This window comes from Streptosporangium fragile (genome assembly GCF_039534445.1).
In the GTDB taxonomy this organism is placed as follows: domain Bacteria; phylum Actinomycetota; class Actinomycetes; order Streptosporangiales; family Streptosporangiaceae; genus Streptosporangium; species Streptosporangium fragile.
The window spans coordinates 21,479-44,209 of sequence record NZ_BAAAVI010000006.1 but is presented as its reverse complement, the minus strand read 5'-3'; the positions used below and the strand labels follow the sequence as shown (position 1 = coordinate 44,209).

The 22,731-nt window shown below is 72.2% G+C and carries 19 protein-coding genes; 8 read left to right on the top strand and 11 right to left on the bottom strand.

From position 1 onward, the window contains the following. Positions 1 to 386: 386 nt before the first annotated feature. Positions 387 to 2,291 (top strand): S9 family peptidase, encoded by a 1,905-nt coding sequence (locus ABD841_RS05805; protein WP_344968600.1) that lies wholly within the window; start codon positions 387 to 389, stop codon positions 2,289 to 2,291. 64 nt (positions 2,292 to 2,355) lie between these two features. On the opposite strand, the gene rny is transcribed toward ABD841_RS05805, so the two are convergent. The 3 genes from rny to recA all read right to left on the bottom strand — a co-directional run bounded on the left by rny (position 2,356) and on the right by recA (position 6,187). After that, a complete protein-coding gene (gene rny, locus ABD841_RS05800; protein ID WP_344968598.1) occupies positions 2,356 to 3,921 on the bottom strand; it encodes a ribonuclease Y in 1,566 nt (521 codons plus the stop codon). A 339-nt stretch (positions 3,922 to 4,260) separates the two neighbouring features. Further along, complete coding sequence (recX, locus tag ABD841_RS05795; protein ID WP_344968596.1) at positions 4,261 to 4,947, bottom strand: recombination regulator RecX; 687 nt, start codon at positions 4,945 to 4,947, stop codon at positions 4,261 to 4,263. 142 nt (positions 4,948 to 5,089) lie between these two features. Further along, positions 5,090 to 6,187, bottom strand: a complete 1,098-nt coding sequence (gene recA, locus ABD841_RS05790) for a recombinase RecA (RefSeq protein ID WP_344968594.1) — start codon at positions 6,185 to 6,187, stop codon at positions 5,090 to 5,092. Between the two features lie 328 nt (positions 6,188 to 6,515). Between recA and ABD841_RS05785 the strand changes: the two genes are divergently transcribed. Beyond that, positions 6,516 to 6,812, top strand: a complete 297-nt coding sequence (locus tag ABD841_RS05785; protein WP_344968592.1) for a hypothetical protein — start codon at positions 6,516 to 6,518, stop codon at positions 6,810 to 6,812. 263 nt (positions 6,813 to 7,075) lie between these two features. On the opposite strand, the gene ABD841_RS05780 is transcribed toward ABD841_RS05785, so the two are convergent. Both ABD841_RS05780 and ABD841_RS05775 read right to left on the bottom strand, forming a co-directional pair. After that, entirely contained in the window at positions 7,076 to 7,270 is a 195-nt protein-coding gene (locus ABD841_RS05780; protein ID WP_344968591.1) for a DUF3046 domain-containing protein, read from the bottom strand. A 130-nt stretch (positions 7,271 to 7,400) separates the two neighbouring features. Next, positions 7,401 to 7,889 (bottom strand): VOC family protein, encoded by a 489-nt coding sequence (locus ABD841_RS05775; RefSeq protein ID WP_344968590.1) that lies wholly within the window; start codon positions 7,887 to 7,889, stop codon positions 7,401 to 7,403. A 249-nt stretch (positions 7,890 to 8,138) separates the two neighbouring features. Here ABD841_RS05775 and ABD841_RS05770 point away from each other — a divergent pair, with 249 nt between their 5' ends. From ABD841_RS05770 to ABD841_RS05760, 3 genes are all read left to right on the top strand, one after another. Continuing rightward, positions 8,139 to 13,256 (top strand): ATP-dependent helicase, encoded by a 5,118-nt coding sequence (locus ABD841_RS05770; RefSeq protein WP_344968588.1) that lies wholly within the window; start codon positions 8,139 to 8,141, stop codon positions 13,254 to 13,256. A 182-nt stretch (positions 13,257 to 13,438) separates the two neighbouring features. Next, positions 13,439 to 14,230, top strand: a complete 792-nt coding sequence (locus ABD841_RS05765) for an alpha/beta fold hydrolase (RefSeq protein ID WP_344968587.1) — start codon at positions 13,439 to 13,441, stop codon at positions 14,228 to 14,230. 36 nt (positions 14,231 to 14,266) lie between these two features. Continuing rightward, positions 14,267 to 15,406: a PP2C family protein-serine/threonine phosphatase gene (locus ABD841_RS05760; RefSeq protein ID WP_344968585.1), complete on the top strand. Its 1,140-nt coding sequence runs from the start codon at positions 14,267 to 14,269 to the stop codon at positions 15,404 to 15,406. Between the two features lie 18 nt (positions 15,407 to 15,424). Here the strand turns inward: ABD841_RS05760 and ABD841_RS05755 are convergent, their stop codons facing one another. The 6 genes from ABD841_RS05755 to ABD841_RS05730 form a co-directional block, all read right to left on the bottom strand. Then, a complete protein-coding gene (locus tag ABD841_RS05755; protein ID WP_344968584.1) occupies positions 15,425 to 16,678 on the bottom strand; it encodes a 2-oxo acid dehydrogenase subunit E2 in 1,254 nt (417 codons plus the stop codon). Continuing rightward, the gene (locus ABD841_RS05750) at positions 16,671 to 17,645 is read right to left on the bottom strand and encodes an alpha-ketoacid dehydrogenase subunit beta (protein ID WP_344968582.1); all 975 of its coding nucleotides are present in this window, start codon (positions 17,643 to 17,645) and stop codon (positions 16,671 to 16,673) included. The genes ABD841_RS05755 and ABD841_RS05750 overlap by 8 nt, the downstream gene beginning before the upstream one ends. After that, positions 17,636 to 18,490, bottom strand: coding sequence for a thiamine pyrophosphate-dependent dehydrogenase E1 component subunit alpha (locus tag ABD841_RS05745; RefSeq protein WP_344968853.1), 855 nt, complete (start codon positions 18,488 to 18,490; stop codon positions 17,636 to 17,638). The genes ABD841_RS05750 and ABD841_RS05745 overlap by 10 nt, the downstream gene beginning before the upstream one ends. A gap of 61 nt (positions 18,491 to 18,551) precedes the next feature. Beyond that, positions 18,552 to 18,782, bottom strand: a complete 231-nt coding sequence (locus ABD841_RS05740) for a phosphopantetheine-binding protein (protein WP_344968580.1) — start codon at positions 18,780 to 18,782, stop codon at positions 18,552 to 18,554. Further along, on the bottom strand, positions 18,761 to 20,062 hold the full coding sequence (locus ABD841_RS05735; protein ID WP_344968579.1) for a condensation domain-containing protein: 1,302 nt from the start codon (positions 20,060 to 20,062) through the stop codon (positions 18,761 to 18,763). The genes ABD841_RS05740 and ABD841_RS05735 overlap by 22 nt, the downstream gene beginning before the upstream one ends. Then, positions 20,059 to 21,543 (bottom strand): class I adenylate-forming enzyme family protein, encoded by a 1,485-nt coding sequence (locus ABD841_RS05730; RefSeq protein WP_344968578.1) that lies wholly within the window; start codon positions 21,541 to 21,543, stop codon positions 20,059 to 20,061. The genes ABD841_RS05735 and ABD841_RS05730 overlap by 4 nt, the downstream gene beginning before the upstream one ends. Before the next feature lie 358 nt (positions 21,544 to 21,901). On the opposite strand from ABD841_RS05730, the gene ABD841_RS05725 reads away from it, so the two are divergent. Genes ABD841_RS05725 through ABD841_RS05715 form a run of 3 tightly spaced genes read left to right on the top strand, consistent with a single transcriptional unit; the run spans position 21,902 to position 22,717 of the window. Then, positions 21,902 to 22,225: a hypothetical protein gene (locus ABD841_RS05725; protein WP_344968576.1), complete on the top strand. Its 324-nt coding sequence runs from the start codon at positions 21,902 to 21,904 to the stop codon at positions 22,223 to 22,225. Position 22,226: 1 nt separating this feature from the next. After that, complete coding sequence (locus ABD841_RS05720) at positions 22,227 to 22,409, top strand: MbtH family protein (protein WP_344968574.1); 183 nt, start codon at positions 22,227 to 22,229, stop codon at positions 22,407 to 22,409. 56 nt (positions 22,410 to 22,465) lie between these two features. After that, the gene (locus tag ABD841_RS05715; RefSeq protein ID WP_344968573.1) at positions 22,466 to 22,717 is read left to right on the top strand and encodes an acyl carrier protein; all 252 of its coding nucleotides are present in this window, start codon (positions 22,466 to 22,468) and stop codon (positions 22,715 to 22,717) included. Positions 22,718 to 22,731 lie beyond the last annotated feature (14 nt).

Here is a 22,731-nt window from a genome sequence, read left to right as displayed (position 1 = left end):
CTCACCCGCCTCGGCCCCCTCCCGATGGTGCCGCGGGACCGTCCCGGCACCCTCCCAGCAGCACCGCAGAACCGACTTGCCCCCAGCAGCACCGCAGAACCCCGATGCCCCTCCCGACCCCCTCCCAGCAGCACCGCAGAACCGACTTGCCCCCACGACCCCCTCCCAGCAGCACCGCAGAACCCCGATGCCCCTCCCGGCGACACCGCAGGGCCATCCCCCCGCGGGCCCAGATCGTCTCCCCCGCCACCGTCACCGGGCATCCCCCTGCACAACGGACAGGACACGCCTTCTCCGACGTGCCACAAAACGGATATCTCGCATGCCCGATGCGGTTCGAGCGCCATACCGGCGACAGGCGCCGGGTTATCGGGCAGGATTACGCCATGTCCCCCGAGCAGGTCGTCCTGCCGTACGCCACCTGGCCCTCACCGGTCTCGACAGCCGACGTGGCCCGCTCCGGGCTGCACATCGGCTTCCCGACGGTGCTCGGCGACGAGGTCTGGTGGACCGAAGACCGCCCAGCCGAGGGCGGCCGGACCACGATCATGCACCGGAGCGCCGACGGCGTCCGCCGCGAGCTGCTGCGAGCGCCGTGGAACGCCAGGACCAGGGTCCACGAGTACGGCGGGCGGTCGTACGCGATCGTGCCCGGCCGCGGCGTGGTGTTCGCGAACTTCACCGACCAGCGGCTCTACCTGCTGACCGGCGGCGGCGAGCCGCGGCCGATCACGCCCGAGCCGGAGCACCGGGCCGCGCTCCGGTACGCGGAGATGATCGTTCACGATGACCGGATCTGGTGTGTGCGGGAGCGCCATCATCGGGACGGCACGGTGAGCCGCTCGATCGTGGCGGTCCCGCTACCGGACGGGGCGCCGGACGACGGCGCGGCCGGGGTCGAGCCGCACGAGCTGGTCAGCGGGAACGACTTCTACGCCTCCCTCGCGCTCTCACCCGACGGCGAACATCTGGCCTTCATCTGCTGGGACCATCCCCGCATGCCGTGGAACGGCACCGAGCTGCGCGTGTGCCGGCTGGCCGACGGTGCCTGCCGGACGGTCACGGGTGGCCCCGACGAATCGGTGCTCGCCCCGCAGTGGCGCGACGACCGCAGCCTCTACCTGGTCTCCGACCGGTCGGGCTGGTGGAACCTCTACCGGGTCGGGATCGACGGCGCCTCACCGCAGGCGCTCCACCCCGCCGAGGAGGAGTTCGCCGGGCCGCTCTGGCAGCTCGGCGGGGCACCGTACGCGGTGCTGGCCGACGGGAACCTGGCGGTCCTGCACGGTCAGGGCGACCTGCGGCTGGGCGTCCTCGACCCCGGCAGCGGCGTGCTGCGCGACCTCGACGTCCCCTACGACGGCTGGTTCCCGGTGCTGGCCGCGGACGGCCGCACCCTGACCGGGATCGGGTACGGCCCGACGCTGCCCCGGTCGATCGTCCGGGTCGACACCGTCACCGGGCGGGCGGAGGAGCTCCGCCGCGACGTCGACGAACTGCCCGACGTCGCCTACCTGCCGCTCCCCCGGAGCGTGCGGATCGAGAGCCGGTTCGGCCGCCGGGTGCACGCCTACCTCTACCCGCCGGCGAACCCGCGAGCGTACGGCGAGGGCGCCCCGCCGTACGTCGTGTTCGTGCACGGCGGGCCGACCGGCCACAGCACCGGCGCGCTCGATCTGGAGAAGGCGTTCTTCACCAGCCGGGGCATCGGCGTGCTCGACGTCAACTACGGCGGCTCCACCGGTTACGGCCGCGCCTACCGCGAACGGCTGAAGGGCCAGTGGGGCGTGGTCGACGTCGAAGACGCGATCGGCGCGGCCGAGTGGCTGGCCGACGAGGGTCTGGCCGACCCCGCGCGCATCGCGATCCGGGGCGGGAGCGCGGGCGGGTGGACCGTCATGGCGGCCTGCTGCACGTCCGGCGCGTTCGCCGGCGGTGTCTCCTACTTCGGGGTGAGCTCGCTGGCGCCGCTCATCGCGACCACCCACGACTTCGAGTCGCGCTACATCGAATGGTTGATCGGCCCGGAAGACCCCGGCCTGTACGCCTCACGCGAACCGCTCGCCCTGGCCGACGGGGTGACCTGCCCCATGCTGCTCCTGCAGGGCCTGTCGGACCCGGTGGTTCCCCCGGCCCAGTCGCAGGCCTTCGCCGACGCCCTCGCCGAGCGAGGAGTGCCCTGCACATACCTGACGTTCGAGGGCGAGGCGCACGGCTTCCGGCGCGCCGAGACCCGCAGCGCCGCGCTGGCCACCGAGCTCGCCTTCTACCAGCAGATCTTCCAGGCCTGAGGCGGGACCGTCTCCGGCCGCCTCCGCGGCAGGCGTCCCCGGCCGCAGAGGCGGGCGGCGGCGGTCAGCGGGCGAACTCGGTGGCCCGCGACTCGCGGACGACCGTGATGCGGATCTGACCGGGGTAGGTGAGCTCCTCCTCGACCTGCTTGGCGACATCCCGGGCGATCACCTGAGCCTGGATGTCGTCGACCGCGTCGGGCTTCACCATGACCCGGATCTCGCGGCCGGCCTGCATGGCGAAGACCTTCTCGACGCCGTCGTAGGAGGTGGCGATCTCCTCCAGGCGCTCCAGCCGCTTGACGTAGGCCTCCAGGGACTCGCGCCGGGCACCGGGGCGGCTGCCGCTGATCGCGTCTGCGGCCTGGGTCAGGACCGCCTCGACGGTCTTGACCTCGACCTCGTTGTGGTGGGCCTCGATGGCGTGGACGACGTCCTCGTGCTCGCCGTACCGCCTGGCGATCTCGGCGCCGATGAGCGCGTGACTGCCCTCGACCTCGTGGGTGAGAGCCTTGCCGATGTCGTGCAGGAGCGTGCAGCGCTTGAGAAGCGTCGGGTCGAGCCCGAGCTCGGCCGCCATGATCCCGGCGATGTGGGCGGACTCGATGAGGTGGCCGAGCACGTTCTGGCCGTAGGAGGTGCGGTAGCGCAACTGGCCGAGCAGAGTGACCAGCTCCGGGTGCATGTCGGTGATGCCGAGCTCCATGAGGGCGTCCTCGCCGGCGCGCACGCACAGCTCCTGCACCTCGGCCTTGCTGCGCTCGTGGGCCTCCTCGATGCGCTGCGGGTGGATGCGCCCGTCGAGGACGAGCTTCTCCAGCGTCAGCCGAGCGGTCTCCCGGCGGACCGGGTCGAAACATGACAGCAACACGGCTTCGGGCGTGTCGTCGATGATCAGGTTGACCCCGGTGGTCGACTCGAAGGCGCGGATGTTGCGCCCCTCCCGGCCGATGATGCGGCCCTTCATCTCGTCACCCGGCAGGTGGAGGACGCTGACGACGGACTCGGCGGTCTGCTCGGTGGCGATGCGCTGGACCGCCAGCGTGACGATCTTGGTGGCGCGCTTCTCGCCCTCCTTGCGGGCCTGGCTCTCGATCTCCCGGACGATCAGGGCGGCCTCGCGCTTGGCCTGGTTCTCGATCTCCCGGACGAGCTCCGCCTTGGCCTGCTCGCCGGTGAGGCCGGAGACCCGTTCCAGGACGGCCTTGCGTTCCTCGGCGACTCGGTCGAGGTCCTCGCGGCGGTGGGCCAGCTCCGTCTCCGTCTCGGCGAGCTTCCGGGCCCGCTCCGCCTGGCGCCTGGCCTCCTCGTCAAGGCGCTGCTCGCGCTCGGCCAGCCGGTTCTCCCGGCGTTCGAGGTCGGCCCGGAGCTCCTTGAGCTCGTACTTCAGCACCCGCCCCTCGGCCTCGGCCTCCTTGCGCATCTCGGCGGCCGCCTCGACCGCCGCCTCCGAGCGGCGCAGAAGCTCTCCGGCATCGCTCTCGGCCTTGGTACGGATCTCCGCCGCCTCACGCCTGGCCTCGTCGAACCAGGCCTCGATCTGGGCCTCCTGCTCGGGCGTCGGGCCCTTGAGCCTGCCACCGGTTGCGCCGACGCGACGCAGGAGCACGACCGAAACGGCTATCGTCATCACGGCAAGAGCCACGACCGCCACTGCCAACATGACGACCACACCGGGGTCCATGCGCGGCTCACCTTCCTCGCGTCGCAAATATCAAGCACACGAGGAGTCACACGTATGGCGCGGAAAGCTCAAGCGGCGGCCTTACCAGGACAGATGCCGATCCAGGAGGCATCGCGCACCGGCTGCGCCCGCCGGTCCGTCATCCCTCCCCATCTGTCGAGCCTGCTTGTCCGTAATACACCGCTATGACAATCCGCGCTGCGCGGAGTAACTCCTCACTGCCGTTGAGATTAAGCGTCAGCGAGGTAACGAGCAAGCAAAGACCCGCTGTCAAGCCGCTTTGAGTTAGTCGAGCGGATAGTCGAGATCAGCGGGAAAAGATGAGGTTTCCGACTCTTCCCTCTCAAGGGCTTCGCGGATGACGCGAAAGGCCAAACCCGGACCGTATCCCTTACGGGCGAGCATGCCTGCCAGCCTGCGAGTTCTGGCTGCGGGATCCAGACCGCGCGTCGAGGAGAGCTTGCGCTCCACGAGCCGGCGGGCCGTCTCGGCCTCCTGCTCGGGGTCGACCTGCTCGACCGCTTCCTTCACCGTGTCCTCATCCACGCCACGGTGACGGAGCTCGGAGGCGAGCGCCCTGCGCGCGAGGCCGCGCCCCGCGTGGCGCGAGCTCACCCACGCGGCAGCGAACGCCTCGTCGTCGATGAGCCCCACCTCGGAGAAGCGCTCCAGCACCGCGTCGGCAGCCTCCTGGGGCACTTCTCGTTTGCGCAGCGCCTCCGCCAGCTGGGCCCGGGTGCGCGGCGCCATGGTCAGCAGCCGCAGGCAGATCGCCCGCGCCACCGCCTGCGGATCGGCGTCGGGGCCCCGGCTCGCCGGGGACTCCTCGACCGGCCCGTCGGGCAGGAACCCCGGGGAGCCGCCCCGGGATCGCCTTCCGCCACGTCGGGACGGACTCGGCCTCCCGCCCCGCGGCCCGCCCCCCTCCGACCCCGGCGCACCCTCCCGGAGCCCGGGGAACGACTCCCCCATGCCCGGAGCCGCCGCTCCGGGTCGAGAGGTCGTTTCGGGTCCGGAGGCCACTCCGGGAGCGTCAGGCCAGGCACCCCAGTCTCGCGGCCCGGCCGCGCCGGCCGGACCGGAGTCAGGTCCCGTCGTCATCGCTCAGCCCGAATCAGGCGTCACCCGGCTTGGCCGCGGCTGCCTTGGAACCGCGACCCGAGGCCGCGGGAGCAGGAGCGGGAGCGGCCGGCGGCGGGGTGGCCGGGCTGTCGAGGCGGGGGCCGATGCCGAGCTTTTCCTTGATCTTCTTCTCGATCTCGTTGGCCATGTCGGGGTGGTTGCGCAGGAAGTTTCGCGCGTTCTCCTTGCCCTGACCGAGCTGGTCGCCCTCGTAGGTGTACCAGGCGCCGGACTTGCGGACGAACCCGTGCTCGACACCCATGTCGATCAGGCCGCCCTCGCGCGAGATGCCGACCCCGTAAAGGATGTCGAAGTCGGCCACGCGGAAGGGCGGGGCCATCTTGTTCTTGACGACCTTGACCCGGGTGCGGTTGCCGACCGCCTCGGTGCCGTCCTTCAGCGTCTCGATGCGGCGGATGTCGAGCCGGACCGAAGCGTAGAACTTCAGCGCCTTTCCACCGGTCGTGGTCTCGGGCGAGCCGAACATGACGCCGATCTTCTCGCGGAGCTGGTTGATGAAGATGGCGGTGGTGCCGGTGCTGTTGAGCGCGCCGGCGATCTTGCGCAGCGCCTGCGACATCAGCCGGGCCTGAAGGCCGACGTGGCTGTCGCCCATCTCGCCCTCGATCTCGGCCTTGGGCACCAGGGCCGCGACCGAGTCGACGACCAGCAGGTCGACCGCGCCCGACCTGATCAGCATGTCTGCGATCTCCAGCGCCTGCTCACCGGTGTCGGGCTGGGAGACGAGCAGCGCATCGGTGTCGACGCCCAGCTTCTGGGCGTACTCCGGGTCGAGGGCGTGCTCGGCGTCGATGAAGGCTGCGATGCCTCCGGCACGCTGGGCGTTGGCCACCGCGTGCAGAGCGACCGTCGTCTTACCCGAGGACTCGGGGCCGTAGATCTCCACGATGCGGCCGCGCGGGAAGCCGCCGATGCCGAGCGCCACGTCGAGCGCGATGGAACTGGTGGGGATCACCTCGATGGGCGCCCGGGTCTCGTCGCCCAGGCGCATGATGGACCCCTTGCCGAACTGCCGCTCGATCTGAGCGAGCGCGGTCTCAAGCGCCTTCTCGCGGTCGTTAGGTGCCATGGGAGCCCCCCTGGATGGTCGCGGTTTGGATCGGTTGCCAGAAAGCTACGGTGTGCCACCGACATTTTCGGGAGGGCACGCCAGGAGTGGTGGCCTGTTCAATATAGCCGAACGGCTGTTCGATCGCCGCCGGTCGGCGAGACGCGTCCCGGAGCCCCGGAGTATGACGCGCGCACCGCAGGAGGCCGGGCGCGGACCGCTCCAGGCGCGCCTCCGGGGGTCGCAGACCCATCCGCGAGGCGACATTCCCGGGCATTTCCGTCGTATCTGTTGTCCCGGACGTGACCTGGGGTGATCCTGAAGGCAAAACGATTTCGAGGTGCCCGACGTGCCCAACGCGTTCACGCAGCAGCGTCTCGTCCATCTCGACTCCCTGGCCACCGAACTCCGACGACGAGGGTTGACCAGCCGCAAGGTCGGGGGCACCGCCCCGGTCCTGTGGGTCTGGCATCCGGAGAACTTCCGGCAGACGATCGTCTTCGCCACCCCCGCCGCGGACGGCTGGCTCTTTCTCTGGTCACCGGACGGCCAGGAGAGCGCCGACGACCCCGCGCACGCGGCCGAGGCGATCGGCAAGCTCCTCAACCCGCCTCCCGGCCCTCCCGACCGGCCCGGCCACTCCTGAACCGCCCTGCGCGGCGCTTCCGGAGCGGCTCCGGCACGGCAGGCCCGGCATCCCGTGCCGCGGCCGGGACCGACGCGGCGGAACGCGACCGGAAACCGGGACGGCGCGGCGGGAACTCGACGCGGACGGACTTCACGCCGCTCAACAGGCGGACGGACTTCACGCCGCTCAACAGGCGGACGGACTTGACGACACTCGACAAGACGACGCTCGACAAGACGACGCCGCTCGACAGGACCCGCCGCGGCGTGGCCCGGCAGGGATCAGCGCAGTTTGGGGGAGACGTCGGTCACCTCGCACACGGCCTGCCAGACCTCCTTGGCCCCGATCCCGTCGGCCAGAGCCTGGACGACCGTCCGGCCGCCGAGCTCGGCGATGACGTAGTCGTGAGCCCATGATTCGGCGTACTGGTCACCGAAGTGCAGCTTCATCCGCTTCCAGAACTCCGACAGGCGCATCTCCCAAGTATGGATCCATCCCGGGAGTGCGGGAGCCGACCAGGGCGGTCGCGAGCGGGCCGTCCACGGGGCCGGACGGTCACCCGGCGGAGAGGCCGGGGCCGGATCCCGGCCTCCGCGCCGTGAGACGTCAGAGGACGTGGGAGCCGTACATCTCGCCGAGAGGGTCGGCAAGCAGTTCGAGACGGGCGCCGTCGGGGTCGGTGAAGTAGACGGAGGCACCGCTCTCGACCTGGTGGGGCACGCCGGCGGCCTCCAGCTTGCCGCGCAGGCGCTCCCAGGTGGAGGGGTCGACGGAGATGGCGATGTGGTGGAGCCCGCCGAGGACCTCTCTGTAGGGGCCGAGGTCCAGGCCGGGGAAGTCGAAGAAGGCCAGCAGGTTGCCGTTGCCGATGTCGAAGAAGAAGTGGTTCGACCCCCGGTAGTCGCGGTTCTCGATGATCTCCGTGAGGGGGAACTCCAGCAGGTCCTGGTAGAAGGCGATCGTCGCCTCGACGTCCGAGGAGATCAGTGCGAAGTGGTGCAGCCCTCTGGCGCTGCTCGGGGGCCGGTGTTCCCTGAGGTGCCGCGCCCTGATCCGCTCGCGCGCCGCCTCGATGGCCGGATAGTCGATGCTCATCGTCGTTCACCGCTCAATGCATCGGATGCTCGTCAGGCTCTATCTCCGTGGTCGGAGGGGGCCAACCTACCTTGGGCGTCACGCTGTGGTGGCGACGCCCCGGCGACCTCCCGGTTCCCGCCCGGGTTCCTTCACATGCCGCCCCTCCGCGGTGGGTCCGCGGGCCGGCGCGGCGGATTTCTGTCGGTGGGGTTGTGCAGTATGGAGCGGTCAGCCGATTGTCGGTCGAGCCGGGCGAGGGGGCACGTGATGGACGAGACGGCGGGCGGGGCGCTCGGTCACTTCACCCCGATGACCAGGGAGTGGTTCGCCGGGGCGTTCGCCGCGCCGACCGCCGCCCAGGAGGGCGCGTGGGCGTCCATCGCCCGGGGCGACAACACGCTGGTGGTCGCGCCGACCGGATCGGGCAAGACGCTGGCCGCGTTCCTGTGGTCGCTCGACCGGCTGGCGGCCGAGCGCGCCGGAGGCACGCGTACGGATTCACACGCGGATACGGGTGACGGCGCGCCCGACGCGAACGCGGCAGGGCTCTCCGGAAGCGGCGAGGGCGGCCGGGTCGCCGGAAGCGGCGGGGGTGGGGACGGCAGGCCGGGCCGTCCGCACGGGCAGGGGGGGAAACTCCGGAAAGGGAAGGGCGACGAGCCCGCCAGGCGATGCCGGGTCCTCTACGTGTCGCCGCTCAAGGCCCTGGCCGTCGACGTCGAGCGCAACCTCCGGGCACCGCTGGCCGGGCTGAGGCAGACCGCGCGACGGCTCGGTCTCCCGGTGCCGGAGATCACGGTGGCGATCCGGTCGGGTGACACCTCCCCCGAGGATCGGCGCCGGTTCGCGGCCAGGCCGTCCGACATCCTGATCACCACCCCCGAGTCGCTGTTCCTGCTGCTGACCAGCCAGGCCCGCGAGGCACTGCGCGGGGTGGAGACCGTCATCGTCGACGAGGTGCACGCCGTGGCGGCCACCAAGCGCGGCGCGCACCTGGCTCTCAGCCTGGAGCGGCTCGACGCCCTGCTGGAGCGGCCCGCGCAGCGCGTCGGCCTGTCGGCGACCGTGCGCCCGGTGAACGAGGTGGCCGCCTTCCTGGGCGGGGCGCGACCGGCGACGGTGGTCCAGCCGCCCGCGGAGAAGATGATCGAGGTCGACGTGGTCGTGCCGATCGAGGACATGACCGAGCTGGACGCCCCCTCCCCCGCCCCGGCCGACATGCCCGACGACGACCGGTGGCTGACCGAGACCCCGGCGCGGCGGTCCATCTGGCCGCACGTCGAGGAACGGCTGTTCGACCTGATCGGCGATCACCGGTCGACGATCGTGTTCGCCAACTCGCGGCGGCTGGCCGAGCGGCTGTGCACCCGCCTCAACGAGCTGGCCTGGGAGCGGCGGTCCACCGGCGCCGGGCAGGCCGGGGCCGCCACGGAGCCGGGACAGGCCGCCCGGCAGGTCCCGGAAACGGAGCCGGTGCGCTGGGCGGACGGGTTCCCCGGCCCGCCGGCCTCGACCGCCACTCCGGCGGAGATGATGGCTCAGGCCGGTTCGGCCAAGGGGGTGGTCCCGGAGATCGTGCGGGCCCACCACGGTTCGGTCTCGAAGGAGGAGCGCGCCCAGATCGAGGAGGCGTTGAAGTCGGGGCGGCTGCCCGCCGTGGTCGCCACCTCCAGCCTGGAGCTCGGCATCGACATGGGCGCGGTCGACCTGGTCGCCTGCGTGGGGGCGCCGCCGAGCGCGGCCAGCGGCCTGCAGCGGATCGGCCGGGCCGGGCACCAGGTGGGGGCGGTCTCCCGGGGTGTGATCTTCCCCAAGTATCGCGGCGACCTCGTCCAGACGGCCGTGGTGGCCGAGCGGATGAGAAACGGCGAGATCGAAGACCTGCGATACCCGCGCAACCCGCTCGACGTGCTCGCCCAGCAGATCGTGGCGATGACCGCCCTGGACGAGTGGACGGTCGACGAGCTGGAGACCGTCGTGCGCCGTGCCGCGCCGTACCGCACGCTGCCCAGGAGCGCGCTGGAGGCGACGCTCGACATGCTCGCCGGGCGCTACCCGAGCGAGGAGTTCGCCGAGCTCCGGCCGCGCATCGTCTGGGACCGGGTCACCGGCGCCCTCCAGGGCCGTCCCGGCACGCAGCGGCTGGCGGTGACGAACGGCGGCACGATCCCCGACCGCGGGCTGTTCGGGGTGTTCCTGGTCGGTGAGAAGGCCTCCCGGGTCGGTGAGCTGGACGAGGAGATGGTCTACGAGTCGCGGGTCGGGGACGTGTTCGTGCTGGGCGCGACCTCCTGGCGGATCGAGGACATCACGGCCGACCGGGTGCTGGTCACGCCCGCCCCGGGGCAGCCGGGCAAGCTCCCTTTCTGGCACGGCGACACCGCGGGCCGTCCCGCGGAGCTGGGCAGGGCCATCGGCGCGTTCCTCCGCGACATGTCCGCCGCGGGGGTGGACGCCCGGGCCGGAACGGCTTCGGGGCCGGCCGCGGACCCGGGCTCCGGCCCGGGGCCGCGAGGGACCGCGGGGCCGGGGAAAGGCACGGGGCGTAACCCGGGGAAAGGCACAACCCGGGGAGTGGGTACGGGCCCGGGAAGGAACCCGGCCTCGGGGAAGGGCACGGTCTCGGGAGACGGCGCCGCCGGACCGGAGGACGCCGCGCGCTCCAGGGCCCTGGAGCGGATCAGGGCGGCCGGGCTGGACGAGTTCGCCGCGGCCAACCTGCTGGCCTACCTGGCCGAGCAGCGGCAGGCCACCGGATACGTGCCGGACGACAGGACTCTGGTGGTCGAGCGCTTCCACGACGAGCTGGGCGACTGGCGAGTCGTGATCCACTCCCCGTACGGGGCGCGGGTGCACGCGCCGTGGGCGCTGGCGATCGGGCGGCGGCTGCGGGAACGCTACGGCGTCGACGTGCAGGCCCTCCACTCCGACGACGGGATCGTGCTGCGCGTCCCCGACACGCTCTCCGACCCCCCGTCCGACGTCGCGGTCTTCGACGCGGACGAGATCGAGCAGATCGTCACCGAGGAACTCGGCGGCTCGGCGCTGTTCGCGGCGCGGTTCAGGGAGTGCGCGGGACGGTCCCTGCTGCTGCCGCGCCGCACGCCGGGCAAGCGGACCCCGCTCTGGCAGCAGCGGCAGCGGGCCTCGCACCTGCTGGCCGTGGCCGGGCGCTACGGGTCGTTCCCGGTGGTGCTGGAGACGATGCGCGAGTGCCTGCAGGACGTCTTCGACGTGCCGGAGCTGGTCCGGCTCATGCGGGACATCACAGCGCGGCGGGTCAGGCTGGTGGAGGTCGAGACCTCCCAGGCGTCGCCGTTCGCGGCGTCGCTGCTGTTCGACTACATCGGCGCGTTCATGTACGAGGGCGACGCCCCGCTGGCCGAGCGCCGGGCCCAGGCGCTCGCCCTCGACACGAGCCTGCTGGCCGAGCTGCTGGGCCAGGCCGACCTGCGCGAGCTGCTCGACCCCGGCGTGATCGCCGACACCGAACGGGAGCTGGCCCGGCTGGACCGGCCGTTGCGCGACGCCGAGGATCTGGCCGACCTGCTCCGTTCGCACGGCCCGCTGCTCGCCGAGGACGTGAGCGTACGCGAGGGTGACCCGGCGTGGCTGACCGCGCTGGAGGAGGCGCGGCGGGCGATCAGGGTACGGGTGGCCGGGCAGGAGCAGTGGGCGGCGATCGAGGACGCCGCCCGGCTGCGCGACGCGCTCGGCGTGCCGCTGCCCGTAGGGGTGCCGCACGCCTTCCTGGAGCCGGTCGACGATCCGCTGGGTGACCTGCTCGCCCGGCACGCCCGCACCCGCGCCCCTTTCCCGGCGAGCACCGCCGCGGCTCGCTTCGGTCTCGGCCCGGCGGTCGTCACCGACGCGCTGCGCCGCCTGGCCGCCTCGGGACGGGTGGTGAGCGGGGAGTTCCGCCCCGGTGGCCGGGGCGAGGAGTGGTGCGACGCCGGGGTGCTGCGGATGCTGCGCCGCAGGTCCCTGGCGAGGCTCCGCAAGGAGGTGGAGCCGGTCCCGCCGGAGACCCTGGCGGCCTTCGCACCCACCTGGCACGGCATCACCGGTTCCCCCCAGCGGGGCAGGCCGCCGATCGACGCGCTGGTGGCCGCGGTCGAGCAACTGCAGGGCGCGGCGGTGCCCGCCTCCGCGCTGGAGACCCTGGTGCTGCCCTCGCGGGTGCCCGGCTACGAGCCGTCGCTGCTGGACGAGCTGACCTCCTCGGGTGAGGTGGTCTGGGCGGGGCAGGGGTCGTTGCCGGGTGGCGACGGCTGGGTGGCGCTCTACTTCGCCGACACCGCGCCGCTGCTGATGCCCGAACCGGTCGACGTCACCCTGACCCCGGTGCACGAGGCGGTGCTGGACGTCCTCGGCGGTGGAGGCGCGCTGTTCTTCCGCGAGCTGGCCGGCCGTGTCGGCTCGCTTCTGGCCACTCCGGCTCCGGCCGGTTCCCTCCCTGCCGGTTCGGTCCCCGACGACAGGATCCTGGTCGCCGCGGTGTGGGATCTGGTGTGGTCGGGACGGATCACCGGTGACACGCTGGCGCCGCTGCGGGCGGTGCTCGGCACGGGGCGTCCCGCGCACCGCCCCGCCACCACGCGCAGGCGGCGGGCGGTGTTGCCGACCAGGAGCGGGCCACCGACCGTGGGAGGGCGCTGGTGGCTGCTGCCCCGCCCGGCGGACGACGCGACCCAGCGGGCGCACGCCCAGGCCGAGGTGCTGCTGGAGCGGCACGGCGTGGTGACCAGGGGCGCGGTCGTCGCCGAGCGGCTGCCCGGCGGGTTCGCCGCGGTCTACCAGGTGCTGCGCGCCTTCGAGGAAAGCGGCCGGTGCCGCAGGGGCTACTTCGTCGAGGGTCTGGGCGGTGCCCAGTTCGCCCTGCCGGGTGCCGTCGACCGGATGCGCGCCGTCTCCGCTCCACCGGGGAGCACGGCACCGGCGACCGACCCGTGGAGCACACCGGGAAGCACGACACCGGCGACCGGCCCGTGGAACACCCGCCGGCCGATCCCGGACGCGCGCCGGGCGGTGGTGCTGGCTGCGGCCGACCCGGCCAACCCGTACGGCGCGGCGCTGCCGTGGCCCGCCCACCCGGGCGACGTGTCCCACAAGCCGGGCCGGAAGGCGGGCGCCCTGGTGGTGCTCGTCGACGGGCATCTGGTGCTCTACATCGAGCGAGGCGGCAAGACCCTGCTGTCCTTCGCCGACGACGACCGGCTCCGGCCCGCCGTCGACGCCCTGGCCCTGGCCGTGCGTGACGGCGCCCTGGGCAAGCTGACCGTGGAACGAGCCGACGGCACCGCCATCAACGACTCGCCCCTGGCCGCCGCCCTGGAGGCCGCCGGGTTCCATCCGACCCCGCGGGGTCTGCGCCTGCGCGCCTGATCCGGCTCACGCGCATCCCCGCGCCCACGGGGTCCGTGCGGGCGGCACCGGAGGCATCCGCCGCTCTGCGGGTCCTCGTGCCCGGCTGCTCACGGTGCGAGCAACCCCGCCCTGCCATCACCCTGTGTGACAACATAGGGTCATTTGCGGAAGTAATCCTGACGGCAGAGTGGGTGCCAGGCGTGGACATCGTGATTCGCAACAATGTCAGGATCTCGGGCCGGCCCGAGGGGAAACCCATGGTCTTCGCCCATGGGTTCGGCTGCGACCAGAACATGTGGCGTCTGGTGGCCCCCGCCTTCGAGGATGAGTACAAGATCGTCCTGTTCGACTACGTGGGAGCCGGGAAGTCGGAGATGGCGGCCTACTCCGCCGAGCGCTACGCCTCCCTCGACGGCTACGTCCAGGACGTTCTCGACATCTGCCGGGAACTGGATCTGACCGACCTCGTCTTCGTCGGTCACTCGGTCAGCGCGATGGTCGGTGCGCTGGCCGCCATCCGGGAGCCGGACAGGTTCGACAAGCTGGTGCTCGTGGGGCCCTCACCGCGTTACATCGACGACGGCGACTACGTCGGCGGGTTCGCCGCCGCCGACATCGAGGAGCTCATGGACTCCCTCGACAGCAACTACCTGGGATGGTCGAGCGCGATGGCACCGGTGATCATGGGGAATCCGGATCGCCCGGAGCTGGGGAACGAACTGGCCAACAGCTTCTGCCGTACCGACCCGGAGATCGCCAGACGGTTCGCCAGGGTGACCTTCCTGTCGGACAGCCGCGCCGACCTCCCCAAGGTCCCGGTGCGCTCGCTGATCCTGCAGTGCGCGAACGACGTGATCGCCCCGGTGGCGGTGGGCGAGTACGTCCACCGGGCGATCCCCGACAGCGAGCTGGTACTGCTGCGGGCGACCGGCCACTGCCCCAACCTGAGCGCTCCGGAGGAGACCATCACCGCGATCAAGGCGTTCCTCTAGGCCGGGGAGCCGGCGATCGGGCACGGTGACACGGGGATGGCCGAGGACGAGTTCGAGGAGCTGTACGAGGACGCCCCGTGCGGCTACCTCACCACACGGCTCGACGGGACGATCGTCCGGGCCAACCGCACGCTACTCGCCTTGACGGGGTATCCCCGGGAGGAACTGGTCGGCCGGTCACGGGTCCAGGATCTGCTGCCGATCGGTGACCGGATCTTCTACGAGACGCATTTCGCCCCGCTGCTGACCATGCAGGCGACGGTCCGGGAGATCGCGGTCGACCTGAAGTGCGCGGACGGGAGCAGGCTGCCGGTTCTGCTCAACGCGGTGATGAAGGAACGGACACCGAGCCGGCCGGAGCTCGTCCGGATCTGCGTGTTCGCCGCGACCGATCGCAGGGAGTACGAGCGTGAGCTCCTGCGGGCGCGGCAGCGAGCCGAGCGGTCCGAGACGGAGGCGCGCGAGCTCGCCCGGACTCTGCAGAGAAGCTTCATCCCCCCGGTGCTGCCCCGCGTTCCCGGGATGGACGTCGCGGGGCTGTACCGGCCTGCCGGGCAGGGTGACGAGGTCGGCGGCGACTTCTACGACATGCACGAGATCGTGGACGGCTGGGCGCTCGCCATCGGGGACGTGTGCGGCAAGGGGGTGGAGGCGGCCGTCGTGACCAGCCTGGCCCGTTACGCCCTCCGGGCCGCGCCCATCCGGGAGAGCAGCCCGGCGGCGATCCTCACCACCCTCAACCAGGTGCTGCTGGACGAGAAGGCGGGCCGGTTCCTGACCGCGGCCTACGCGCAGATCTCGCCCGGCACGCAGAACCGGTTCCGCCTCACCCTCTCCCTGGGCGGCCACCCGTCCCCCGTCCACATCTCCCGGGACGGACTGGGCAGGATCGGCCACCCCGGAACCCTGCTGGGCATCCTGAAGCGGGTCAAACTGACTGACGTCGAGGTCGAGCTCCTCCCGCAGGACGTCGTCGTCTTCTACACCGACGGTGTCGTCGAGGCGCGAGGCCACGGCGAGATGTTCGGCGAGGAGCGGATGCAGGACGTGCTGATGGCCGCCAGGAGGGGGGACGCGGCGAGCATCGCCGCCCGCCTGATGGACGAGATACTGCGGTTCCAGTCCGATGTGCCCAGTGACGACATCGCCATGGTGGTGCTCAAAATCGAGGACTGACCTGGCTCGTCGAATCGGTCAACGCAGTTCCTCCCGGAGCGCCTTGAGGAAGAGAGCGGCGTCCCGGCCGTTGACCAGTCGGTGGTCGTAGGCGAGACCGATGGTGGCGACGGTCCGCGTGGTCACCGCGCCGTCCTCGCCGAGGGCGAGTTCCGGCTGCGGCGAGGTGATCGCGAGCGCGCAGACCGTCCCGGGGAAGACGAACGGGATCGCGAGGACGACGTCGGCGTCGGTGTGCAGGGTGACGACGATGTTGGCGCCGGTGAGGTCCTTCTCCCGGAAGGCGCCCTCGGCGGCGGCGAGCCGGTGGCGCATGAGCGTGTCGGCGATGTCCCTGAGCGACCCGGTGTCGCGGACGACGGGGACGTAGAGCCCTTCGCCCAGGTCGAGGGTGACGCCGACGCGCGGGGCCTCGGCCAGGCGTGCCTCGGTCCCGTCGACCGCGGCGAAGAACAGGGGGAACGCCGGGTGCAGCGCGGCCACGGCCCGGACGAACAGCTCCGCGAGACCGACCGGCCTGCGGACCTGCCTGCTCAGCTCCCCGGCCCGCGCCAGCAATGGCCCGACCTCGAACTTCACCGCCGTGTAGGCGGCGGGGATCGTGCCGTGCGAGGTGGTGACGGCGCGCGCGACGGCGCGCTGTACCCGGGAGAGCCGGTGCGTGCCCGCCCCCTGCTCGCCGGTGGCCGTGTTCGCGGTACGGCGGGCGGCGAGGGCCACGACGTCGGCGCGGCGGACGACGGCCAGGCCCAGGGCCGTGACCTCGGCGTGGGAGACGCCGAGGTCCTCCATGGCCGCGCGGGCGGGGTCGGTGACGACCGGCTGCCCGGCCTCCGGGGCGAGGCCGGGATCCGCCGGAGCGGCGGGTACGGGGAGCGCGGTGGACGCGGGGTCCTCGGCGAGGGCCGGGGGCCCGGCGAGAGCGGGGTCCGGGGAAGAGACGGACGCTGTGGGAGAAGCCGGGGCAGGCGCCGGAAGGGGTGACGGGACAGACGCCGGGGCGGGCGCCGGAAGGGGTGACGGGAGGGGTGACGGGGCGGCCTCGGCGGTGACGCGGGCCAGGAGGGCGCCGGGAGCGATCCAGGTGTTGAGAGCGGCGACGTGGTGGAGGTAGCCGGTCTCCTCGGCCTCCAGCTCGTCGGCCGCCTTGGAGGTCTCCAGGACGGCGACCGGTTCCCCGGCGGAGACGGGTTTCCCGTCCCCGACGAGCCACTCGACGATCAGGTACTCGGTGTCGTTGTTGTTCAGCTTGGGGACGCGGATGTCAGCCACGCAGGGCCTCCCGTACGGCGTGGTGGATCGTGGACTCCCCCACCAGGACCTCTCTCTCCAGGTGCGCGGCGGTGGGGATCACGGCGGCCCGGGAGTGGACGAGGCGGACGGGCCCGCGCAGGCGGTCCCAGACGCGGGCGTGCAACTGGTGGGCGACCTCGCTGCCCCAGGTGCCGCCGGCCGTGCTCTCCTCGGCGACCAGGACGGTGTCCGCCAGGTACGGCAGCAGCGCCTCCACGTCCAGCGGGTAGAGCCGGGAGGGCACCAGCAGCCGTACGGAGATCTCCTGCTCCACCAGCAGGGACCGCATCGCGCCCAGCGCCCGGTGGACCATCCCGCCGGGGGCGATGACCACGCAGTCGGGGTGCCCGTCGAGGTCCGCCACGGCGAGCTCACCGTCGCGCCGCACCCGGAACAGCGGGTCCGTCCGGCCCATCCGCCGGGTGTAGAGGATCTTGTCCTCGAAGAACACGCAGGGCTCGCCCCGCTCCAGCATCGCCGCGAACACCGCGCGGTTGTCATGGAAGGGGGACATCTCGTACAGCGAGAGCCCCGGCATGCCGACGAAGTGCTTCTGCAGGCTCTGGCTGTGCGTGGGACCGTAGCCCCGGCCGCCGCCGGTCGGGCAGCGCACCACCATCCGCAGCGGCAGCCGCCGGCCGTACATCGACACCGACTTGCTGGCGAAGTTGCAGATCTGGTCGAAGGCGAGCGTCACGAAGTCGCCGAACATGATCTCGGCCACGGCCGTGTTGCCGGTCAGTGCCAGGCCCGCCGCGACGCCGGTCAGCGCGCCCTCGCTGATCGGGGTGCCGATCACGCGCCCGGGGAAGCGGGTGGACAGGCCCCTGGTGACCTTGAAGGCGCCGCCGTACGGGTCGAGGATGTCCTCGCCGAGCACGTAGGCGGTGGGGTCGTCGTCCAGCAGGGCGTGCAGGGCGGCGTTGAGGTTCTCCACTACGCGCACGGTCCCTCCCGGCGGGAGAGCGGGCGCGCGGCGACCTCGTCGGCGACGCCCCGGACCTCGGCCCTGACGGCGCCGTCGAGCCGGTGGAACTGCTCGGGGTGGGCGTGGGCGTAGCGGTCGTACCAGTCGTTCTCCCGGGCGGCCCGCACGGCGCCGGCCGGGCGGATGTCGTCGCCCTTGCTGTGCGGCCCGAGCCGGTGGGTCACGAACTCGGCCACCAGCGGCCGGCCCCGGCGCACCTCGGCGACCGCCCGCTCCAGCGAGAGGCGGATCTCGTTGACGTCGGTGGAGACGACCAGGTGGTGCCGGACGCCGAACGCCGCCGCCCGGCCGCCGATCGTCCCGGCCAGTTGCGCCGAGGTCGGGGTGGACTGGGCGATGCCGTTGTTCTCCACGACGACGAGCAGCGGGAGCTCCCAGAGCGCGGCGAGGTTGAGCGCCTCGTACACCGCGCCCTCGCCCCAGGTGCCGTCGCCGATGTGGACGCAGGCCAGGGCGCCGGGTTCGGCCCGCTTGAGGTGGAGCGCCACCCCGGCGGCCACGGGCAGGCTCTCGCCCTGCACGCCGGTGGACAGGTAGCGGTCGCGGTGGATGTGCTGGCTGCCGCCGACGCCGCCGCAGACCGCGCCCTCCCTGCCCATGATCTCGGCGAGCAGGCCGTGCGGGTCGCGGAACCTGGCCAGGTAGTGGCCGTGGCCCCGGTGGTTGCTGAAGACGTGGTCGGCCGGGCCGAGCAGGGGACGCAGCGCGACGGGGACGTACTCCTGGCCGAGGCAGGTGTGCGTGGTGCCGTTGAGGTCGCCCTTCCCGTACAGCTCCAGGAGTTTGAGCTCGACGTGCCGGATCAGCAGCAGGAGCTCCAGGTCGTCGTCGGAGAGGCGGGAGAGGCGGAGCCCGTCGAGGGTCTCAGTCGTCGCCGAGGGAGGCCACGAGCCCGGCGACGGTCGGGTTGTCGAAGAAGGCGTCCAAGGAGACGTCGATGTCCAGGCGCTTGCGCATGCGGGCGATGATCTGCGTGATGGTCAGGGAGTGCCCGCCCAGGTCGAAGATGTCGTCGTGGTCGTCGATCGGTGAGACGCCCAGGACCTCCTCCCAGATCTCGCGTACCTGGTCGGTCAACGTGGTGACGGAACCCATCTCGTTCTCTCCAGAATGTCGTGCAGGGACAGGTCGGGGTCGCAGGTGGCGCGTTCCAGCACCAGACGCAGGTCGCCGGCCACCCTGGCGGCGTCGGGTACCGTCTCGGGGTCGTACCGCAGGCTGATCTCCAGCCCGCCGGGACCGTCCACGCACTGCAGGTGCAGCGCGCCGCGGACGGCGTGGTTGAAGACGGTCCACTCCACCGACGCGTCGAGCCCGGCGAACACCGGGGCGGCGGTGCGGCGGGTCCGGTAGCTCACGGAGACGGGGACCAGCGCGGCGTGCGGTCGCAGGCGGGGTACCGCGCGGGAGAGCGGCACCTGCCGGAACCGGTAGATCTCGCGGAGCTCGGCGCGCAGCGCGGTGGCGAACGCGCGGAAGGTCGTCCCGGGGGCCGGGGTGGAGGCGACCGGGAGCTCGTTGACGAACAGGCCGATGTGGTCGGCGGCCTCGGGGGGCCGGGTGGACAGGTCGACGGCGGTCGTCACCTCGGCGTTGCCGTACCCGAGGAGCAGGACGTGCAGCGCGGCCAGCAGCACCTCGAACCGGGTCAGCCCGGGGACCGAGGGGTCGGCGGCGAGGTGGAGCACCCGGCCCCCGCCCGCCCGCCGGGACCTGAGTGCCCGGCCGAGCACGACGGTCTCGCCGGTGTCCCGGCGGCGCGCCCCCCAGAACTCCCGCGCGGCCGGGAGTGCGGCGGCCACCCGGTCGCGCTCGGCCCGGCCGTGGTCGATCGCGGGCAGCGGGGGTGGCGGCTCGCCGTTGTAGAAGGCGGCCAGGTCGCGTACCAGGACGTCCTTGGAGTGGCCGTCGAAGATCAGATGGTGTGCGACGAAGACGAGCAGGTGCCGTCCCGGTCCGGTCTCGAACAGGGTGAACCTGGCCAGCGGCCCCTTCTCCAGGTCGAACGGGCGCAGGACCTCCTCCCGCACGGCCCCGGGCAGGCCGGACCCGGCCCCGGGCACAGCGGCCCCTTCCTCCCGCGGCGCCGTCCCGGGCGGGGCGGGCTCGTGCCGTACGGGGACGCCGACACCGGGGACGAGACGCAGCCCGCCGTCCACCTCGGCCACCACGGAGCCGAGCATCGGGTGGCGGTCCACCACCGCCGCGCAGGCGGCCAGCAGCGCCCCGGCGTCCAGGCCGCCGCGCAGGTGGACCAGGAGCGGCATGTGGTACGCGGTCCCCACGTCCGCGGTCTGCTCGGTCACCCACATGCCCTGCTGGGTGAAGGTGACCTCGGGCATCGAGGCGGGCGTCGGGGCGGGGGTCCCGGTCATCGCGCGTTCTCCACGGCCCGCCGCAGAGCACGTTTGTCGACCTTGCCGCCGCTGTTGCGGGGCAGGGCGTCGACGGCGACGACGTGCGCGGGCAGCTCGTGCGGGGCCAGGTGATCTTTGAGGAAGACCCGCAGCTCCTGCGGGGCGAGGGGCTCCCTGGTGGCGAGGGCGACGGTGATGACGGTCCCGAGGACGGGGTGGGGGACGCCGAACGCGGCGGCCTCGATCACCGCCGGGTGGTGGTGGACGGCCTCCTCCACGTGGAGCGTGGAGACCTTGTGGGCGCCGGACTTCACCACGTCGCTCTCGCGGTCGACGAGGTGGAGGTAGCCCTCGTCGTCGAGGTAGCCGAGGTCGCCCATCCGCACCCAGCCGTCGCGGAAGGTCGCGCTGTCCGGATCGCCGTAGTAGGCGCGCGGCGCCGCCGGGGAGCGCATCCAGACCTCGCCGGTCTCCCCCGGCGGCAGCGGTTCACCCTCCGCCGTGGCGACCCGCACCCGGCCCCCGGCGACCGCGCGGCCGACGCTTCCGGGGCGGTCCGGATCGAACATCATGATCGTCTGGGCCGGGGCGGCCTCGGTCGAGGTGTAGTAGTTGGTGATCGTCGCCCTGGGGAAGACCTCGGTGAGCGAGCGGGCGACGGCCGAGGGCAGCGGCGCGGCGGCCGAGCCGAGCAGCAGCACGCTGGACAGGTCGTGCCGGTCGGCCACCCCCGCGTTGATCAGCTCGATGGCCATCGCGGGGACGAGGAAGACCGTCCCGGCGCGGTAGGACTCGATGAGCGCGGCGAAGCGGCCGGGGGTGAAGCGCGGCAGCGTCACCACGGCCGGGTGGGCGTCGAGTGCGTTGATCAACATCGTCTGGCCGGCGTTGGTACCGATCGGGAAGGCGTGGACGAGGTGTTCGGAGTGGGCGAACGGGCGCCGCCGGGCACCGCAGCCGTGGGTCAGGTTGGCGTGGGTGGCCGCGACTCCCTTGGGGCGGCCGGTGGTTCCGGAGGTGTAGAGGATCTGCGCGAGATCGCCGAGCTCCGGGACCGGCGGGTCGGCCGTCTCATAGGACGTTTCGGCGTACGCGCCGGCGCCGAGGCCGTCGACCGTCGCCGTCCAGCCGATCCCGGGCCCCGTCCCGGGCAGGGCGAGCCCGGCGGCGTGGACGATCCCGCTCGCGCCGCAGTCGTCGAGCATGAGGCGCAGGTCGGCGGGGGCGAGGCGGTCCGAAAGCGGCACGGCCGCCGCCCCGGCGGCGAGGACCCCGCAGAACGCCACGGCGTAGTCCGTCCAGTCGGCGGCCCCGAATACCAGCCCCACCCGGTCTCCTCCGGTGACACCCCGCGCGACCAGGCCGTTCGCCAGCGCGGTGGACCGCTCGTGCCAGCGGCCGTAGGTGAGCGGCTCCGAGCCGTGCACGATCAGCGCGACTCCGCCGGGGTCGGTGCGGGCCCGGTCTCCGAGCAACTGGGGAACGGTCAGGTTCACCATGTGAACCTCCCATAAAGATCGGACGTATACGTGCCTCTCATGCGCGGACAACAGAGGCACTACAGAAAAGAATCTTTACTATTCAGACCGAGCGCCAGTCTTACATGATCGCCACAGCCACGCAAGGGCCTCGGGCGAGGTCGCCGAGGCAACGGAACCCTCGGCGGAACAGGGCCTTGCGCCTCGCGGACGGAGGTGTAACACTAACCACCCGACCATAACTGAAAGGTTTCTTTCCAGAAAGAAACCTTTCCCGAGACCCGCCCAACTGGTCGAATATACGCAGGGCGAGCTTTTCCCCACCTGTTTCCAGCACGATTGAGTGAATGCGGGCCCGTGGCCGACAAAGGAGCCCTGCGTGTTCCACCCGGAGACCGTTCCCACCGGTCGAACCGAGACGGAGTACCCCCTGTCACACGACCGGCAGCGGCTTTGGTTTCTTGACCGGCTCGCCCTGGACGACTCGACCTACAACACGTCCTATGTTTACCGGGTGAAATGCTCCCCTGACACGGCCGCGCCGGAAGCCGCCCCCACCGCCGTGGCGGCACGGCACGAGAGCCTGCGGACCCGGTTCCCCGAGGTGGCCGGGGCCGCCGCCGCGGTGGAGGAGTTGCTCGTCGCCGAGCCGGCCGGACTGTCCGAGAACGAGGCCACGCGCCTCGTGGCAACGGGGAGCTGAGATGAGCCACCGCGTCGTGGTCAACCACGAGGAGCAGTACTCGATTTGGCCGGCCGGCCGGGAGCTCCCGGACGGCTGGCGGGAGGAGGGGGTCTCCGGCACCAAGGAGGAGTGCCTCGCCCACATCGACCGCGTCTGGACCGACCTGCGCCCACTCAGCGCCAGGAAGGCCGCGGGTGGCTGACGGCCCGGCCCGATTCCCGGCGGACGGCGCCGGGAACAGCACGAAAGGGGTTCGCAATGGTGAGGGAACGACTGGCCGCGATGGTCGCCGCGGCGTCGGACGGCGCGGTGACCGCGCAGGAGGCGCTGACCGCCACGGTCCCGCTGTCGGCGCTGGGGGTGACCTCACTGGCGCAGATGCGGCTGATCGACGCGGTGGAGACCGAGTTCGGGGTGGAGATCGACCTGTCGGACGACGGGCTCGACCTGCTGGACGACCTGGGCGCGCTGGAACGCCACATCGCCGCGGCGCAGCGCGCCGGCTCCTGAAGTTCCCGAACCAG